Origin of the sequence: Rhizobium sp. 62_C5_N11_2, from assembly GCF_051811185.1 — a bacterium.
GTDB classification, from domain to species: Bacteria; Pseudomonadota; Alphaproteobacteria; order Rhizobiales; family Rhizobiaceae; genus Rhizobium; species Rhizobium leguminosarum.
In genome coordinates, this window is the sequence record NZ_JBPWPW010000001.1 from 3,369,062 (window position 1) to 3,383,336 (window position 14,275).

Below are 14,275 nucleotides of genomic sequence, written 5' to 3' on the forward strand. Positions count from 1 at the left end.
TTTTGTGGTGTGTCCTTAGATGCGGATGATGTCGTCCCAAAACCGCGCACAGTATTCGGCATCATGCTCTGAAAACGATACGGGCGAGAACCGAAGTTCCCGCCCGATTTACTCGACAAAGGAAGGTTGAATTCCGTTTATTCCGCCGCGAGCCGGATGACCTCCGCCTCTTCTTCCTTGTGTTCGTCCGGCTTGTGCTGGACGAGCGGACGGTTGCCCGTCAGCCGCCGCAGCAGCACGTAGAAGACAGGCGTCATGAAGATGCCGAAGAAGGTCACGCCGATCATGCCCGAGAAGACCGCGACACCCATGGCCGCGCGCATCTCCGCGCCGGCGCCTGTAGAGACGACGAGCGGCACGACACCCATGATGAAGGCGAGCGAGGTCATGAGGATCGGGCGAAGGCGAAGGCGGCTGGCCTCGATCGCGGCCTCCCGCGGTGTTCTTCCCTCGAACTCCAGTTCGCGGGCGAATTCCACGATAAGGATCGCGTTCTTCGCTGATAGACCGACAAGCACCACGAGACCGATCTGGGTGAAGATGTTGTTGTCTCCACCGGTGAGCCAGACGCCGGTCAGCGCGGCCAGCACGCCCATCGGCACGATCATGATGATCGCAAGCGGCAGCGTCAGGCTTTCATACTGGGCGGCCAGCACCAGGAAGACCAGCAGCAGCGCCAGGGGGAAGACCACGATGCTCGAATTGCCGGCGAGAATTTGCTGATAGGTCAGATCCGTCCATTCGAAGTCGATGCCGGCAGGCAAGGTCTCGTGAAGGATCTTCTCGATTGCCGCCTGCGCCTGGCCGGACGAGAAGCCCGGTGCCGGACCGCCGTTGATGTCGGCAGCGAGGAAGCCGTTGTAGCGGTTCGCACGCTCCGGACCGGTGCTCGGCTCCACCTTCAGGAGGGCCGAAAGCGGGATCATCTCACCCGATGCCGAGCGGACCTTCAACTGGCCGATATCTTCCGGCTGGGCGCGGAATTTCGCATCGGCCTGCACGCGGACGCTGTAGGTGCGGCCGAAAGCGTTGAAGTCGTTCACATAGAGCGAACCGAGGTAGATCTGCAGCGTCTGGAAGACGTCGGTGACGGAAACCCCAAGCTGCTCGGCCTTGGCGCGGTCGAGATCGGCATAGAGCTGCGGCACGTTGATCTGGAAGCTGGAGAACAGCCCGGCGAGTTCAGGCGTCTGGTAAGCCTTTGCAAGCACTGCCTTGGTTGCCTCGTCGAGCGCCTGGTTGCCGAGGCCCGCACGATCCTCGATCTGCAGCTTGAAGCCGCCCGTCGTGCCGAGACCATTGACCGGCGGCGGCGGGAACATGGCGATGAAGGCATCCTGGATGACGCCGAACTTCTGGTTCAGCGCCATGGCGATTGCGCCGCCCGAGAGATCTGGCGTCTTGCGCTCCTCGAAGTCCTTCAGCGTCACAAAGACGATGCCGGCATTCGAGGAGTTGGTGAAGCCGTTGATCGACAGGCCCGGAAAGGCGATCGCATTGGCAACACCCGGCTGCGCCAGCGCGATGTCGGTCATGCGCTTGATGACGTCTTCCGTGCGGTCGAGGCTTGCGGCATCCGGCAACTGGGCGAAGCCGATCAGATACTGCTTGTCCTGCGACGGCACGAAGCCGCCGGGAACCGAGCTGAACAGACTGTAGGTCGCACCGACCAGTGCCAGATAGATCACCATGACAATGCTCTTGCGCGACAAGAGACCACCCACGCCCTTGCCGTAGGCATTCGAGCCCGCGCCGAAGACACGGTTGAAACCGCGGAAGAACCAACCGAAGATGGCGTCCATGAACCGCGTCAGCCAGTCCTTCGGCTGATCATGGCCCTTCAGGAGAAGGGCTGCCAACGCCGGAGACAGGGTGAGCGAGTTGAAGGCCGAGATGACGGTCGAGATTGCGATCGTCAGCGCGAACTGGCGATAAAACTGACCCGACAGGCCGGAGATGAAAGCGAGCGGCACGAAGACCGCGACGAGGACCAGCGCGATCGCGACGATCGGACCGGAGACTTCCTTCATCGCCTTGTAGGTGGCAGCCCGGGGCGACAGGCCATGTTCGATATTACGCTCGACGTTTTCGACCACCACGATCGCGTCGTCAACGACGATACCGATCGCGAGCACCAGGCCGAACAGACTGAGCGCGTTGATCGAGAAGCCGAAGACATACATGACTGCGAAGGTGCCGATGATTGACACCGGAACCGCGATCAGCGGGATGATCGAGGCGCGCCACGTCTGCAGGAACAGGATGACGACGAGGACGACGAGCGCAATGGCCTCGAGCAGCGTGTCGATAACCTTCTCGATCGAGGCCCGCACGAATTTCGTCGTATCGTAGACGATCTCGTATTTGACGCCCTCAGGCATGGCGAGCTGCAACTGATCCATGGTCGCATTCACATTGTCCGCGATCTCGATCGCGTTCGAACCCGGCGCCTGCAGGACAGCAACGGCGACGGCCGGCTTGCCGTCGAGCAGCGAACGCAGGGTGTAGTCCGCAGCACCGAGCTCGATGCGGGCGACATCGCGAAGGCGGGTGATCTCGCCACTGGCGCCCGTCTTGACAATGATGTTGCCAAATTCCTCAGGCGTGCGCAGGCGGCCCTGGGCATTCACGTTGAGCTGCAGATCCACGCCCGGCTGGCTCGGCGACGCGCCGATGATACCGGCGGCGGCCTGGATGTTCTGGGAGCTGATCGCGCTGCTGATGTCGCTGGCGGCAAGATTGTGCTCGGCGGCCTTCTGAGGGTCGATCCAGACACGCATGGAATAGTCGCCGGCGCCGAAGACCTGTACCTGACCGACGCCTGCAATGCGGGCGAGACGATCCTTGACGTTCAAGGTCGCGTAGTTGCGAAGATAGGTGATGTCGTGATTGTCCCCGTCGGAGACGAGGTTTACCACCATGATGAAGTTGGGCGAACTCTTGACTGTCGTGATGCCGAGCGCGCGGACTTCCGCCGGCAGGCGCGGTTCGGCCTGCGAAACGCGGTTCTGCACGAGCTGCTGTGCCTTGTCAGGGTCGGTGCCGAGCTTGAAGGTGACGGTGACGTTGAGCACCCCGTCCGATGTCGCCTGGCTGGCCATGTAGAGCATGCCTTCGACGCCGTTGATCTGCTCTTCGAGCGGCGTTGCCACCGTTTCGGCGATGACCGACGGGTTGGCGCCGGGATAGGTGGCGCGCACGACGATCGACGGCGGCACGACCTCCGGATATTCGGAAATCGGCAGCGCGCGCAGGCCGATCAGGCCGGCAACCAGGATGAGGACCGAAAGAACGCCGGCAAAGACCGGGCGGTCGACAAAGAATCTGGAGATGTTCATATCAAAGCCCTCTCCGGGGTGAACATGGATGCAACGTCCCTCTCCGGCGGTTTGGGAGCCGCCGGCGGGTCATATCATTTCGGGTATTGGCCTTCCCCCGGAGGGGAAGGCAAAGTCTTTACTGCGCGGTCGCGACCTTCTCTTCCATCTGAGGTGCGACGACTGCACCTGGACGGATGCGCTGCAGACCGTTGACGACGATCTTTTCGCCGACGTTGAGGCCGCTTTCGACTACACGCTGGCCGTCGGCCAGCGTGCCGAGCTGGACCTGCCGATAGGCGACCTTGTTCTCACCATCGACGACGAAGACGAACTTCTTGTCCTGGTCCGTGCCGACGGCACGGTCGCTGATGACGATCTTGTTCTCGGCCTTCGGCTGGCCCATGCGCACCCGCACGAACTGGCCGGGGATGAGACGCCCGCCCGGATTATCGAAGACGGCGCGCACGCCGATCGTGCCGCTTGATGCATCGACCTCGTTGTCGATCAGTTGCAGCCTGCCCTTGATCGGCGTGCCGCTGTCGGTCAGCGTGCCGACCTCGACCGGGATCTGCTCGACGGCAGGCAGGGCGCTATCCGTCTGCGGAAGCTGGGCAAGCGCGCGCGTCACCATCTCTTCGCTGGCATTGAAGCTCGCATAGATCGGATCGACAGAAACGAGCGTCGTCAGCGCCGGCGAGGTCGAACCGGCCGCGACGAGGTTACCGGCGGTCACCTCGATCTTGCCGATGCGGCCGGAAACCGGAGCCCGCACTTCAGTATAATCGAGATCGAGCTGGGCCGACTGCAGGGCAGCTTGCGCCGAACGCAGCCCCGCCTGAGCCTCGGCCAGCGAACTCTGGCGCTGATCGAGATCGCTCTGGGAGATGGTGCGGTTGTCGGAAAGCCTGCGGCCGCGGTCGAGTTCGGTCTGCGCCAGGCTGACCTTGGCTTCGGCCGAAGCGACCTGGCCTTGCGCCTGCGCCACGCTCGCCTGGTAGGGGGCCGGGTCGATGGTGAAGAGCAGGTCGCCCTGCTTCACCAACGCCCCTTCGCGGAAAGCCACCGACAGGATGGCGCCGGCAACACGGGAACGCACCTGCACACGGTCGACGGCTTCCAGACGGCCGGAGAAATTCTCCCAGGCCGTCACATCGCGCGCCGCAACGACGGCAACCGTCACCGGCACAGCGGGAGCCTGTGCAGGGGCGGAGGCGGCCGTGGCGGTCGTGCTCATCGGCAGTTCGAAAAACAATGCGGCGCCGGAAACGGACGCAACAAGGCCTATGCCGGCGCCCACAAGGGCCCAGCGCTTCTTTCTGGACGTCATCGGTACTCTCCTTGCGGCTCAAGGCCGCCGAAATATCAGGTCTTCTTCAATGCAATTGCGGTTGAACGCTTACGTCCCGAAGGAAGCTTCCGAAATGGCGGCTGACGTTTTCCTGCCAGTCCGGCGCTCCGTCGGATTTCCCACCATAAATCGAGGGCCAGCCCGTCCCGGCGGGAAGGACATGCTGACGCACACCGACGCCGGCCTGTTTCAGGCGGGCACCGTAACCAATTGTCTCGTCGTGCAGAGGATCGTCCTCCGCAGTGAATATCAGCGCCGGCGCGACGCCCGAAATACGCGAACAGAGGCAAGGCGCCGCATAAGGGTGGCAACCGCCGCCGCTCAGATAGTGGCTCCAGCCCTCCGTCCAGCGTTGGCGCATGCCGATGGCTTCGGCCTTGCGGATCGAGGACGTGCCCATGAAGGGATCGAGCAGCGGCGAAATCAGGACCTGGCCGTCGAGCGCGTCCGGCATCTGGTCGCGCGCCTTCAGCGCCACGCCGGCGGCAACATTGCCGCCTGCTTCTTCGCCGGCGACGAAAAGCAGCGACTTGCGGTCGCCAAGACCGGCGCGTTTGTTGGCGAGATAGGTGAAAACGGAGAAGGAGACTTCCAACGCTTGCGGGAATATGTTGCCGGACAGGCTGCTGTAATCGGCAGCAACGACGATCGCGCCGGCCTTGGCGAGACTCATCGCTACCGGCCGGTCGACATTCTTGTCGCTGTCCAGAAATGCGCCGCCATGCAGGTAAAGCACGATCGGCGGACCCTTGCCGTAATCGGCGCCCTGGTAGATGCGTGCGGAAACGGGGCCGATGGCCACCTTGTCCAGCATCATATCTTTCCATTCCACCGTCATGCTTCCGGTCTCTTTTGCATCGGCCACAAGCAGACAACGCCTGCCGCTTGCATTTTCTACAAAAAAGATATTGTTATTCCAACCAAGGAATAAGAAGCTATATCGCGATAACACTGTTCCAGATTTCGAACAATGGTGCAACGCAAACTGCGGATTTGAAACCGATGGATCAGCTCTCGGCAATGCGCGTCTTCATTCGCGTCGTGGAGACGGGCAATTTCACCCGCGCCGCCGACATGCTCGCCATGCCCAAGGCGACGGTGACCAATCTCATCCAGGGTCTGGAGGCGCATCTGCGCACCAAGCTTTTGAACCGTACCACGCGCCGGGTGATGGTGACCACGGACGGTGCGCTTTATTACGAACGCGCCGCCCAGATTATTTCTGAACTGGAAGAGCTTGATGGCAGCCTCTCCAATTCGCAGAGCCTGCCGAGCGGGCGGCTGCGTGTGGAGATGGCCGGCGCTTTCGCCGATTGGATCGTCGTTCCGGCTCTTTGCGATTTCTATCAGCGTTATCCCGACATCCGTATCGACCTCGGTGTCGGCGACCGCACGGTCGATTATCTTGCGGAAAATGTCGATTGCGCGCTACGGGCCGGCACGCCGGCCGACCAGTCGCTGATTGCGCGGCGCGTCTCCGAAGTCGAGATGATCACCTGTGCTGCGCCGAGCTACATCCAGAAATTCGGCATGCCCGAGCGGCCCGAGGATCTGGAGGCTGATCATTACTCCGTCAACTATTTCCGCGCCCAGAACAACCGGACACTGCCCTTCGAATTTCGCCGGCACAACGAGGTGATCGAAACCAGTCCGCGTTACATCGCCTCGGTCAACGATAGCCGCACCTATCTGACAGCTGCGTTGACGGGCCTCGGCATCGCGCAGGTGCCGATCTTCATGGCGCGCGAGCCGATGGCAAGGGGCGAACTCGTCCGCGTGCTTCCGGATTGGCGTCGCGATCCGCTGCCGCTTTACGTCGTCTACCCCCCGAACCGCCATCTCAGCAACAAGGTGCGCGTCTTCGTCGACTGGCTGGTGAAGCTTCTGGTCGAGGCGAGATTGAACGACGTCTGAGCGCCAAGATAAATACGGCCCGGAAGGCAGGGGAAACCTTCGACGGGCCGCAATGTACAACTTTGAACATCAAGCCTGTCGCACCGTGGAAAGGGCGCGGCAGGCTTTGGAGGTCGGGAGAGAGCGGCAGGGAATTCCACTCTCTCGCGATAAAACAGATATACGCACTCCCCGCAGGATTGTAAGGAAAAATTCCGCAATCACGTTCACATAATTGCGATGACCGGTTGGCGCTCATGTTCCCGCGCCAGCGGCAGGCCGGATTTCAATTCCCGACGGCCGGCTTCAGCAGGTCCTCGAGGCCGATGCGGCGGAACAATTCTGCCCGGACACGGTCGGCGACGCCGTTGACGATCTCCGCGCCGTCCTCGGATGGATCGATATGGACGCGGAACGGCCTCGTACCGAACGGCTTGCCGACGACATCGACAATGGCGACGGCTACCGTGCCGGCATCGGCGCCGGCCGGTTCGAGTGCTGCCAGGCCCTGCAGCGCCTGTTCCGGCACACCGTTGTAGGGTCCTTCATTATATTCGGCGGCGCGGGCGGTATCATCCGGCGAACCGGAATGGGCGAAATGGTTGGTGCCCTTGGTGAAGGCGCCGGGCACGATGATCGAGGTCTCGATGCCCCAGCGGGTAAGCTCGCCGGCATAGGAGACGGCAAGTGAATCCATCGCCGCTTTGGCGGCGAAATAGGGCGAGAGGTAGGGAGGCGTGCCGCCGCGGCTGCTCGACGACGATACCCAGACCACCAGACCCTTGCCCTGCTTGCGCAGATAGGGGAGTGCCGCGCGGTTGACGCGCTGGGTGGAGAGCACGTTGATGTCGAAGAGCTCGGCGAACTGTTCCGGCGTGAAGGCTTCGGCCGGGCCGAAGGACATATGGCCGGCATTGTGGATGATGACATCGAGGCGGCCCGCATCGGCGATAATCCTGGCGATACCTGATACAACCGAAGCGTCGGAGGCGACATCGAGTTCGACCGAGCGCAGATCGACGTTGTTGTCCCTGGCGAATTCAGCCGCATCGGCGACGGCCGGAGCGTTGCGGCCTTCCGTGGCGCGCATGCCGGCATAGACGGTATGGCCGGCCTTCGCGAGGGCGCGGGCGGTAAGAGCGCCGAAACCGCTGGAAGCGCCGGTGATGATGATGACTTGCTTGCTCATGATCCTATTCCTTCTGGGTTCGATTGGGGTTGGTTGAAGTGGAAGCTTGAGGTTGGCGGCGGCATCGAGACAGCCGCCAGCCCTTCATCAGATCACGCCGCCATTGGCGCGCAGCGTCTGGCCGTTGATCCAGCCGCCGTCCGGACCGGCAAGAAAGGCAACCGCAGCGGCGATGTCTTCCGGTGTGCCGAGGCGTTCCAGCGGGTTCATCTTCGCCATGCGGGCGATCAGTTCGTCCGACTTGCCGTTGAGGAAAAGGTCGGTGGCCACAGGGCCAGGTGCGATGGCGTTGACCGTGATGTTGCGGCCCCGCATCTCCTTGGCCATGATCGCCGTCAATGTTTCCACGGCAGCCTTGGTGGCAGCGTAAACGCCATAGGTTTCGAGCTTCAGGCCGACGACCGACGTCGAGAAGTTGACGACCCGGCCGCCGTCACGCAGCCGCTTGGCGGCTTCCCGCAGCGTATTGAAGGTGCCCTTCAGATTGACGCCGATCTGCCGATCGAAATTGGCGTCATCGGCCTCGGCAAGCGAAGAGAGCATCATGATGCCGGCATTGTTGATAAGCACGTCGACGCCGCCGAAAGCGGCTTCCGCGGCATCGAACATGCGGCGGACGGCTTCGGCGTCGCTGACATCGGCTTTCGCCGTCAGCGCCTTGCCGCCGGCCTGCTCGATCTCCTGGACCAATTCCTCGGCCGGAGCGGCATTGCCGGAATAGTTGATGACGACGGTGAAACCGTCCTTGGCGAGGCGTCGGGCGACTGCCGCTCCAATGCCGCGGGAAGCACCGGTGACCAGTGCCACCTTGTCGTTTTCTTTGGAAGCCATTGTCCTTCTCCTTCATCCTGTGCCGCAGCGCGTTTTCAATGAGGAGAAGATGCACCTGTTCATTATGCGGATAATCATGCATTCTTCGGCATCACTATCCGGGAATTGCGAACAAAAAGATGGACAGATTTGATGCCATGCGCGTGTTTTGCCGCGTCGTGGAACGCCGCAGCTTCACGCTTGCTGCCGAAGACACCGGCCTGCCGCGCTCGACCGTCACCGATGCGATAAAGCAGCTCGAAGCCCGCCTCGGCGTGCGTCTGCTCCAGCGCACGACACGCCATGTCAGCCCGACGCTCGACGGCGAAGCCTATTACCAGCGCTGCCTGTCGATCCTTGCCGATATCGAAGATGCCGAAGGCGCTTTCGCCGGCGCCAAGCCGAAGGGCCTGCTGCGCGTCGATGTGCACGGCACGCTCGCCCGGCATTTCGTGCTGCCGAGCCTGCCGTCTTTTCTAGAGACCTATCCCGAGATCGAATTCTACATGAGCGAGGGCGACCGGCTGGTCGATCTGGTGCGCGAAGGCATCGATTGCGTGCTGCGCGTCGGCACGCCGCAAGACAGCGACATGGTCGCCCGGCGCGTTGCCATGCTCGATGAGGTGACACTCGCCTCTCCTGAATATATCGCCACCCATGGCCTGCCGCAGCACCCTGACCGGCTTGACGGCCATCGCATGGTTGGCTTCCGCTCCAGCAGCACCGGCAGCCTGTTGCCGCTCGAATTCATCGTCGACGGCAGGGTGCGTGACATCTCCATTCCCGCCACCGTCGCGGTCAACGCCGCCGAAAGCTATATTTCAGCGGCGAGGATGGGCCTCGGCATGATCCAGATTCCGCGCTATCACGCCGAAAAGGACCTTGCCGCGGGCACGCTGGTCCGCGTGCTGCAGGATTTTCCGCTGACCCCGACGCCGGTTTCCCTGCTCTACCCCCGTAACCGCCAGCTTTCGCCGCGCGTGCGCGTCTTCATCGACTGGCTGGTAAAGGTCTTCGCTCGACAAAATTCCGAAAACGCGCTTCACTAAAATGCGCCTTGCTAATATGAGCGCCCACGGAGAACGGCCATGGCACTCAACGATATCACCGTCTACCAGACGGAAGACGGCTTCGTCGTCGAATTCGGCGGCGAAGGCGAAGACAGCATTGCCGTGACGCTGCGCAGCACGCCTGAGCTGACGTCGGAAAACGCCGTCTTGCGTGCCAAGGCCCTGCTTGCCGCAGCGATCGAACCTGCCCATGGCGACGGCGCGCGCAGCAAGGACCCCGCTTTGCTCGAGGAAGAGCTGGAGGAGGGTCTGGAAGACTCCTTCCCGGCGAGCGACCCGGTCTCGGTCACATCATCCTCGATCCCGATGCGCGATCCGAACGCCGGCCGCTGATCCCTGTCGCGCAAACGGATGAAACGGTTTTGGGATGACGATAAGCGCGTTGAATGTTATCTGCGTCTGATATGACCGATGGTGGAACGATATCAGGTGCGATCGGCACCGGCACGCTCACCGGCGAAAGCCTCAGGAAGTTTTTCGAGCGCGATGCGATCACCGTCTCTCGCGACCTGCTCGGCTGCCATCTGACCGTGGATGGCGTCGGCGGACGCATCACCGAGACCGAAGCTTATTTCCCCGATGACGAGGCCTCGCACAGCTTCCGCGGCCTGACCAAGCGCAACGGCGCCATGTATGGCAAGCCGGGCAACGTCTATATTTACCGTATCTACGGCATGTACTGGTGCCTGAATTTCGTCTGCCATCCGGGTTCGGCTGCACTCATCCGCGCCCTGGAGCCGGAAACGGGAATTCCTGTGATGATCGAGCGGCGCGGCACCGATATGCTGACGTCGCTCTGCAGTGGTCCCGGCAAGCTCTGCCAGGCACTCGGCATCGATATCGAGATCAATGACAGGCTGCTCGATCGCCCGCCCTATGCGATCACGCCGTCCGCACCGGTGCCGATCGTCTCGGGAAAACGCATCGGCATCACCAAAAATGCCGAAGCACTATGGCGCTTCGGCATTCAGGGATCGCGTTATCTCAGCAAGCCGTTCCGCTAGAGCATGATGCCGAAAAGCGCGACGCAGTTTTCCGTCCGGAATTGCGGCAACGCCTGGAGTTCATTCCATCACGGCGCTGTGGTCGACGGCAGGTGCTGCCTTCGGTTTGCGTAGCAATAGCACCAGCGGGATGACTGCAAGCGACATCAGCATCAGCAGCTTGAAATCGTCCATATAGGCAATGATCGTCGCTTGCAGCGTGATGACCTCGTTGAGCGAGGCGCGGCCGGCCGCAGTCACCGGGCTGAGCCCCTGCGCAGCCACCGCATTGAAAGCGTGATTGAACGGCGTCACATAGGCCGCGATCGATTCATGATTGCTCTGCGTGTTCTCGACGATCAGCGCCGAGACGATCGAGATGCCGACCGCCGAGCCGATGTTTCGCGACAAGTTGTAGAGACCGGTGCCGTCGCCGCGCATATGGGCGGGCAGCGTGGAAAAAGCGATCGTAGTCAGCGGCACGAACAGAAAGCCGAGACCGGCGCCCTGGATGAAGCCGACCGAGACGATCGTCCATTGCGAGACGTCGGGTGTCCAGCCGGTCATGTCATACATCGCCCATGCGGTGAGCCCCAAGCCGAGCGCCAGCAACGCGCGCGTATCGACCTTGCCGACCAGCCGCCCGACGATGAACATGCAGAGCATGGTGCCGAGCCCGCGCGGCCCCATGACGATGCCGGCGGTGATGACGGGATAGCCCATCAGCGTCTGCAGATAGGGCGTCATCAGCGCCAGTGAGGCGAGATAGGTAATGCCGATCACAAAGATGAAGATCATGCTGATCGAGAAGTTCTGGTCGAGGAACAGCTTCGGGTTCACGAAGGATTTCTCCGCGGTCAGCGTATGCACGACCAGCAGATAGAAGGCGGCAGCGCAAATCAGCGCCTCGACGACGATCTCGCCCGAGGAGAACCAGTCGAGCTGCTCGCCGCGGTCGAGAAAGAGCTGCAGCGCGGCAATACCGAGGCTCATCATCCCGAAGCCGAACCAGTCCAGTTTGGCGAGCAGATCCCTCTTGGTCTCGGTGACGAAGACGACGATGCCCATGAAGGCGAGCGCGCCGATCGGCACGTTGATATAAAATACCCAGCGCCAGCTGATATTGTCGGTCAGCCAGCCGCCGATGACGGGCCCAAGCACCGGCCCGACCATGACCGAGACGCCGAAAAGGGCCATGGCCGAGCCGCGCTCCTCGACCGTATAGATGTCGAGGAGGATGCCCTGGGAAAGCGGCACCAGCGATGCCCCGAACAGGCCCTGCAGCAGGCGGAAGGCGACGATCTGGTTCAGCGATTGCGCCAGGCCGCAGAGAACGGAGGCCGCAACGAAGCCGGCGATGGCGACGAGCAGCACGCGTTTGCGGCCGAACTTGGCGGCGAGGAAGCCCGACGGCGGCGTCATGATTGCCGCCGCGACGATATAGGAAGTCAGCACCCAGTTGATCTGGTCGGCAGAGGCCGACACGCTGCCCTGGATATAGGGCAGCGCGACGTTGGCGATCGTCGTGTCCAGCGCCTGCATGATGACGGCGAGAATGACGCAAGCCGTGATCGCACCGCGATTGGCAATCGGCGTCGCCGGAGAAGCAGAAGCGTTACTCATGATCCTTGCCCTGAGGCCGACCCAGAAGCTTGTTGACGAAATCAGGCAGGCCGCGGGCATGGCCGGTCTCGACATCGACCACCGTGCTCATGCCGACGCGCAGCGGCGGCTTGCCCTCGGTGTCCTCGATGCTGACGCGCATCGGAATGCGCTGGACGACCTTCACCCAGTTGCCCGTAGTGTTTTGCGCCGGCAGCAGCGAGAAGCTGGAGCCGGAGGCCGGGCTGATGCTCTCAACCTTGCCCTTCCATGTCACGCCGGGATAGGTGTCGATATAGATCTCGGCCGTCTGGCCGGGCTTGACGTAGGTGAGTTCAGTTTCCTTCGGGCTGGCGGCGATCCACAAATGGTCGGTGGCAACAAGTGAGAAGGCCTGCTGCGAAGCCTGCAGGTAGGAACCGACCTGCAGCGCGTTGACATTGGTGACGATGCCGTCGAATGGCGCCTTGACGACGCTGTGGTCGAGTTCGCGCTGGGCATTGTCGACCTGCGACTTGGCCTGCAGGTAGAGCGGGTTTTCCTCGACCGGCTGGTCGGCATTGCCGCCGAGCTGGGCGAGTGTCGTTGCGGCTTCCGCCTTGGCGACGGCAACCTTCTGCTGCGCGGCTTCCAGATTGTGCTTGGCTTCGTCATAGGCCGACTGCGTCGCGCTGCCGTTGTTGACGAGGTTTTGCTGCCGGTCAAACTGATCCTGATAATAGGGCAGGTCGGCTTGCGCCTGGGTGATCTCGGCAAGCGACTGCTGATAGCTGGCCTTGAGATTCATGATCTGGTTGCGCTGCGCGCCGAGCTGCGCCTTGGCGCCATCGAGCGCAATCTTGAAAGAATCCGACCGCAGGCTGAAGAGCACCTGCCCCGCCTTGACGGCCTCGTTCTCATGCACGTTGATCTGGTCGACGATACCCGAGACATCGGTGGTAAGCCCGACCATGTCGGCCTGGATATAGGCGTTGTCCGTCGACATCACCTGGCCGCCATTGACGTAATAATAACCGCCGACGACGAGCGCCACCGGCAGCAAGGCAAACAGGATCGGCCGCGTGAGACTGCGCCGGCGGCGGACCTTGTTGCCGCCAGGCGCAGCCACGGCGGCAGCCGGCGCTGAATTGGATGAAGGCGCTTCGGCTACCGTTTCCTGCTGTTTCTCTTGGTTTTCTTCGACAGGGTTCTTGGCACTGGCGTCGGCAACGACGCGGAGGGGGGATTGATCAGCCATCGTTCGTCTCATTCTCGTCAACCGGGCTCCGGCATGCCTGAACCAGGTTCGTCTTCATTACGGATAGGATGTGGAAAAGCTGCTCGCGCTGCTCGGCCGAGACGCCTTGCAACGCTTCCGCACGGGTGGTGTCGCCGAGCTCGCGCATTTCGGCGAGCAGCGGGTGCGCCTCGTCGCGCATGTAGAGAAGCCAGATGCGTCGGTCGGTCGGGTGCTGGCGGCGCTCGATCAGCCCGCGTTCGGCGAGCTTGTCGAGAATGCGCACCAGCGTGATCGGCTCGACTTCGAGGATTTCGGCAAGGCCACCTTGATGGATGCCTTCGTTATTCGAGAGATAGGCAAGCGTCTGCCATTGCGACCGGGTCAGCCCAAGGCACTTCGCGCGCTGCTCGAACCGCTTGCGCAGCAGCCGTGCGACGTCGTGGAGAAGGAAACCGAGGGTGGGAGTGGCGTTCATGAAAACCTGTGCCGTTATTTATAAGCATACTTATAATATCGGTAGATATATTGAGCATGCGCGTCGCACAAGGGCATGGACGGCAGATTCAACGGCAGCGGCTAAAATGCCGCAGACCGGTCAAGCATATCCTGTGGCTCCTCCCTTTCGCCGTCCGATGCGCCGCGCCGACGAGATCGATATCTTTGAATTTCTCAGGAGCTCGACTGGGCCGAACTCGCCGCTCTGCCACCCGGCAGAGACGAGATCGTCGAGAGCTGATGCCCCCTGTAACGTTTTGATGGATTGCGGAATCGTTACCAATTGGCATTTGCAATTTTTCGCCGCTGCCGTTTATAGTCCAATTCCATAGGGTTACGATTTTTC

At 61.9% G+C, this 14,275-nt stretch carries 12 protein-coding genes; 4 read left to right on the forward strand and 8 right to left on the reverse strand.

What is annotated here, in order from left to right; genetic code table 11:
- Positions 1–137: 137 nt before the first annotated feature.
- From AB8B31_RS16860 to AB8B31_RS16870, 3 genes are all read right to left on the reverse strand, one after another.
- Entirely contained in the window at positions 138–3,338 is a 3,201-nt protein-coding gene (locus AB8B31_RS16860; RefSeq protein WP_018446903.1) for an efflux RND transporter permease subunit, read from the reverse strand.
- Between the two features lie 118 nt (positions 3,339–3,456).
- Positions 3,457–4,647, reverse strand: a complete 1,191-nt coding sequence (locus tag AB8B31_RS16865; RefSeq protein ID WP_018446904.1) for an efflux RND transporter periplasmic adaptor subunit — start codon at positions 4,645–4,647, stop codon at positions 3,457–3,459.
- Between the two features lie 46 nt (positions 4,648–4,693).
- Positions 4,694–5,506 (reverse strand): alpha/beta hydrolase fold domain-containing protein, encoded by an 813-nt coding sequence (locus tag AB8B31_RS16870; protein WP_026188507.1) that lies wholly within the window; start codon positions 5,504–5,506, stop codon positions 4,694–4,696.
- Positions 5,507–5,670: 164 nt separating this feature from the next.
- On the opposite strand from AB8B31_RS16870, the gene AB8B31_RS16875 reads away from it, so the two are divergent.
- The gene (locus AB8B31_RS16875; RefSeq protein WP_018243330.1) at positions 5,671–6,582 is read left to right on the forward strand and encodes a LysR family transcriptional regulator; all 912 of its coding nucleotides are present in this window, start codon (positions 5,671–5,673) and stop codon (positions 6,580–6,582) included.
- Positions 6,583–6,847: 265 nt separating this feature from the next.
- Here AB8B31_RS16875 and AB8B31_RS16880 read toward each other — a convergent pair whose 3' ends face one another.
- Complete coding sequence (locus AB8B31_RS16880; RefSeq protein ID WP_018243331.1) at positions 6,848–7,750, reverse strand: SDR family oxidoreductase; 903 nt, start codon at positions 7,748–7,750, stop codon at positions 6,848–6,850.
- 87 nt (positions 7,751–7,837) lie between these two features.
- Positions 7,838–8,581 carry an SDR family oxidoreductase gene (locus tag AB8B31_RS16885; RefSeq protein WP_028733256.1) on the reverse strand — a complete coding sequence of 248 codons (744 nt, stop codon included), beginning with the start codon at positions 8,579–8,581 and terminating at the stop codon, positions 7,838–7,840.
- 119 nt (positions 8,582–8,700) lie between these two features.
- Here AB8B31_RS16885 and AB8B31_RS16890 point away from each other — a divergent pair, with 119 nt between their 5' ends.
- Genes AB8B31_RS16890 through AB8B31_RS16900 form a run of 3 tightly spaced genes read left to right on the forward strand, consistent with a single transcriptional unit; the run spans position 8,701 to position 10,634 of the window.
- Positions 8,701–9,609 (forward strand): LysR family transcriptional regulator, encoded by a 909-nt coding sequence (locus AB8B31_RS16890; protein ID WP_028733255.1) that lies wholly within the window; start codon positions 8,701–8,703, stop codon positions 9,607–9,609.
- Between the two features lie 39 nt (positions 9,610–9,648).
- Complete coding sequence (locus AB8B31_RS16895) at positions 9,649–9,963, forward strand: hypothetical protein (RefSeq protein WP_012758722.1); 315 nt, start codon at positions 9,649–9,651, stop codon at positions 9,961–9,963.
- Between the two features lie 53 nt (positions 9,964–10,016).
- The gene (locus tag AB8B31_RS16900) at positions 10,017–10,634 is read left to right on the forward strand and encodes a DNA-3-methyladenine glycosylase (protein ID WP_130769038.1); all 618 of its coding nucleotides are present in this window, start codon (positions 10,017–10,019) and stop codon (positions 10,632–10,634) included.
- A gap of 60 nt (positions 10,635–10,694) precedes the next feature.
- Here the strand turns inward: AB8B31_RS16900 and AB8B31_RS16905 are convergent, their stop codons facing one another.
- The 3 genes from AB8B31_RS16905 to AB8B31_RS16915 are packed head-to-tail and all read right to left on the reverse strand — an operon-like array spanning position 10,695 to position 13,909.
- Positions 10,695–12,236 carry a DHA2 family efflux MFS transporter permease subunit gene (locus AB8B31_RS16905; protein ID WP_018243336.1) on the reverse strand — a complete coding sequence of 514 codons (1,542 nt, stop codon included), beginning with the start codon at positions 12,234–12,236 and terminating at the stop codon, positions 10,695–10,697.
- Positions 12,229–13,452: an HlyD family secretion protein gene (locus AB8B31_RS16910; RefSeq protein WP_018243337.1), complete on the reverse strand. Its 1,224-nt coding sequence runs from the start codon at positions 13,450–13,452 to the stop codon at positions 12,229–12,231. Before AB8B31_RS16910 ends, AB8B31_RS16905 begins: the two co-directional genes overlap by 8 nt.
- A complete protein-coding gene (locus tag AB8B31_RS16915; protein WP_003542422.1) occupies positions 13,445–13,909 on the reverse strand; it encodes a MarR family winged helix-turn-helix transcriptional regulator in 465 nt (154 codons plus the stop codon). The genes AB8B31_RS16910 and AB8B31_RS16915 overlap by 8 nt, the downstream gene beginning before the upstream one ends.
- Positions 13,910–14,275: the final 366 nt, after the last annotated feature.